The following is a 3,589-nucleotide window of genomic DNA, read 5'->3' on the forward strand; positions in this document are numbered from 1 at the left end:
CGAACGCGGCGGCCCCGCGGATCGCGTCGGCCAGCGCCCGGTTGTCCGAGAACACGGCGGTGACCGCCTGCTCGGCGACGTCGCTGGCCGGGCGGCGGCCGGGATGGTCCTTGCGCTCCTGGTCGTCGCCGACAGCCTCCCCGTCGACCACACGCCGCGCCGCACCCGCGGCCTTCCGGGCGGCCTCGTGGGCCTTCCGGGCGGCTGTGGGCGTCGCGGTGAGCTCGGCGGCGGCATGACTGGAAACGGCGGAGGGCCCCAGGCCCGGGCGCGATGCCGGGCCTGGGGCCCTCCGTGGTGGGTCGCCAGCCAGCAGGGACGCACCAGAGGGTTCAGCCGGGATCGAGCCCCCGGTCAGCGGCGAGGGCGTGGTGAGTGGTCGGGAGGTTTTTCCGACGAGCCAGGTCTGACCTGAGCCTTGGGCACGCTCGGCTGCACAATGTGCGGAAACGCGCCTGCCGTAGGGCGAACGTGCGCCTTTCCGGGCGTGAACGTCTTCTTCGCCGCCAGGTCTAGCCGGTCGAACTGGCGCCAGATGTCCGTCTGGGCGGCAGCGCTGAGATGCCGATCCTGGAGATCCGCGCGGAGACGTTCGATGGCCCATTTGTCAGGATGGGCGACGAAGGCGTCCATGACCTGGCCAAAGGCGGGGTCGGTGGATGGGTCTCGCCGATCCCACAAGCGGATCTGTTGGCGCAGCCGGTCGACCTGCGTGTTGAGCGCGGCCGAGGTCAGCGCGCCGGCACGCAGGGCCGCGGCCAGGTCGTGGGAGCGTTCATCGACCGCGAGCTGCATCGCGGCTTTCGCTGCCTCACGGACGACGGGGTGATGGTAGGGCTCGGCGACCCGGATCGGGTTGAGGCCCCAGAGAACGTTGAGGTCGTTGCGGAGCTGGGCCTGGACGGGGCCTTGGGCGCTGATGCGTTCCGGGCTTTCCAGCGGGCCGTTCAGCGTGTATTCGACGACCCCGATGGCGTCGACGTATCCGAAGGTGAGGGCGGGGTCGTCGGGCAGGGACGTTAGGGGACGGCCACCGTTGCTGCGGTCAACATCGAGGTGGACCGCGTAACCCTTCTTGCTGCCGGGATGCGGGTCGTCGGGGGACGCGCCGTAGAAGGCGTAGCAGCCCGTGAACGACGTCTGCGGGTAGATGCCCGCGAGGAGTTCCTGCACGGTGCCTTTGAAGCTGGTGTCGACGAGGACGACGGAGGAGCCGAGTTCCCCGACCGGGACGCCGCTGCGCTGCAGGTAGTCGGTGAGGTTGCGTTGGGCGCCGCTGACCGCGGCCGGGTCGACCCAGGTCGCCGCGTCGCGGAAGCCGGCCAGGTGCGGGAAGGTGTGGCCGCTGTTGGCCTGCAGGTCCTGCAGCGCGGCGTCGACAACGACGCGGGAGACGACGACCTCGGTGCAGTGATCGGCGACGAATGCCGGGTCGAGATTGCCGGCGGCGACCGCGAGGCTGTGTCCGTCCCGGCCGAGGAACACCACGACGGTGCCCGGATCCCGTTGGACCGCCTGGCGTAGATCGTCGAGCATCGCGGCGGCCACGTGCGTGATCAGTGGTGTCAGATGATCGGCCGACACCTGGTAGGCCTGCTCGACCGCGGCGCGATGGGCCGGATCGGTCAGTTCGTAGTCGTCGAGGAGCCGAGACAGGTTCGAGTGCGCTGGCTGCGTCACGCTTCAACCCCAGCCCTGGCCGTGGGCGCCGCGGGTGGGCTGAGACCGGCCTGCAGCCAGGCACGGAACGCCGGGTAGTCCGCACGCAGGCTCAGGAACACCTCGCGGCCGTCGGAGGCGAGGCTCATGCGCCCGATGTCGTCGAGGTGGACTCGGCGCAACCCGAAGTCCACGAACGGCATCTGCAGCGCCGCGCTGAAGGTGAGGGCGTCGTGTTGCAGGGTTGCCGGGTAGAACGTCGCGTACCAGCGGTCGAGGTGGGCACGCAGCATCCGGGCCCAAGTGGTGCTCTCCTCCGCGAGATGGCGGTAGACGCCACTGTCGGCGGTGATCGCCATCTCGCCGGGGCGGAAAGTCACGTCGGAGGTGACGAAGGAGATCCGTGGCCCCGCGGCCAGGACCGTGCGGGCTGCGGCAGGGTCTAGGCGAATGTTGTGTTCGGCCTGGTCAGGATACCGGTAGTTCAGCGCGGCGCCCATCTGGGTGATCTCGAGCGTTCGGGTCAGTTCTGGTCGTTCGGTGAGCAGGTTGGCCAGGTTGGACATCGGGCCGATCCCGACCCAGCGGATCCGGTCGTGCGTGGCACCGGCGCGCACCTGGTCCACCGCGGCGAGCAGGTCGGTGTTGACCGGTTCGCCACCGGCGCCGGCGAGCCCGTCGACGCAGAAGTAGCGGGTGTTACCGAGGTCGTGTCCAGCGACGACCGGGACGTCGTGGCGGCCCAGTGCGTCGAGGAAGGCTCGCGCGAACCGGGCCCGGTCTCCTCCGCGTTCGTCGGAGGTCACGACGAGTGCGAGTTCAGGGCAGCTGTGGGCGGCGACAGCGAGGGCGACGGCGTCGTCGGGGTCCCCGCCGACGTCGGTGTCGATGATGACGGGAGGGCGGTGCGCAGCCGGGGTGGGCGGTGCGACGTGGGACATCCGATCGATGAGTGCTGCGGCACCGCCGGGTCCGTACTGGTTGCTGCCGGCGGTTAGCGCGCGCCAGACCGCCGCGTCATCGGGTAGATCACCGTCACGTACTTCGCCCACGATCAACCCTTTCGCCAGATGCAATCCTGGATCTTACCTACGGCATAGATGTGCCTATTTTACACATCCGACGTGCCTGTTACTGTTATTGAAGGTCGTCTGCACGCACCGCTATCCGTATGATCTGGTGACCTTGCGCGCCCGCGCGCAGGATATGCAAAAGCTAAGTAAATGGCCCGTCCGGCGGGTACGGTCCATCACCGCGTCGGCCGAGGCGATCCTGCGCCGGTTCACCCGGACCAACGCGATCCACCCCACCCACCAGGCGATGATCGAGGTCGGCCGGGCGCAGCGGACCCTGTTCGTGGCCCGCTACCTGCGCGGCCGGGACCTGCAGCGCGAGATCAACGAGGGCCTGAACGTCGTCGAGTCCTGGAACCGCGCCAACAGCGTCATCTTCTTCGGCAAGGGCGGCGACATCGCCACCAACCGCCGCGACGAACAGGAACTCTCCGTCCTCTGCCTGCGGGTGCTCCAGGCCGCCCTCGTCTACGTCAACACCCTCATGGTCCAGGACGTCCTCGCCGACGACGACTGGGCGCAGCAGCTCACCGACGCCGACCGGCGCGGCCTGACCCCGTTGTTCTGGACCCACGTCGCCCCGTACGGCGAGGTGAAACTCGGCATGACCAGCCGCCTGACACTCGGCGTGTCCACCGCGCCGCCGCTGGTGTAGACCCGGCCTGGCAGGCCTCGGGTCGGGGGAAGGGACCGAGGCATGCCGGCTCCGGCTGGCAACCGCATCCCTCGCCAGGAGAGTTCGGCGACGCTCGTCACGAGCCGTACGCGTCGCGCGTGAGGGTGAACAGTGCCGCTCGTAGATCGCTGTCGGGTAGCCCGGGGGAATCTCACCCCCGGGCTCCCACAGATCCCCGCAT

3 protein-coding genes are annotated in these 3,589 nt (G+C 69.3%); 1 reads left to right on the top strand and 2 read right to left on the bottom strand.

Annotated elements, in window-relative coordinates; translation table 11 throughout:
- Positions 1 to 354: 354 nt before the first annotated feature.
- The gene (locus tag AC08OO_RS22375) at positions 355 to 1,680 is read right to left on the bottom strand and encodes a hypothetical protein (RefSeq protein ID WP_476611733.1); all 1,326 of its coding nucleotides are present in this window, start codon (positions 1,678 to 1,680) and stop codon (positions 355 to 357) included.
- The gene (locus tag AC08OO_RS22380; protein WP_476611734.1) at positions 1,677 to 2,711 is read right to left on the bottom strand and encodes a nucleoside hydrolase; all 1,035 of its coding nucleotides are present in this window, start codon (positions 2,709 to 2,711) and stop codon (positions 1,677 to 1,679) included. The genes AC08OO_RS22375 and AC08OO_RS22380 overlap by 4 nt, the downstream gene beginning before the upstream one ends.
- A 154-nt stretch (positions 2,712 to 2,865) precedes the next feature.
- Between AC08OO_RS22380 and AC08OO_RS22385 the strand changes: the two genes are divergently transcribed.
- A complete protein-coding gene (locus AC08OO_RS22385; RefSeq protein ID WP_476619034.1) occupies positions 2,866 to 3,387 on the top strand; it encodes a Tn3 family transposase in 522 nt (173 codons plus the stop codon).
- The last annotated feature ends 202 nt before the right edge of the window (positions 3,388 to 3,589 follow it).

It is taken from the genome of Frankia sp. CeCAU1, assembly GCF_977971845.1.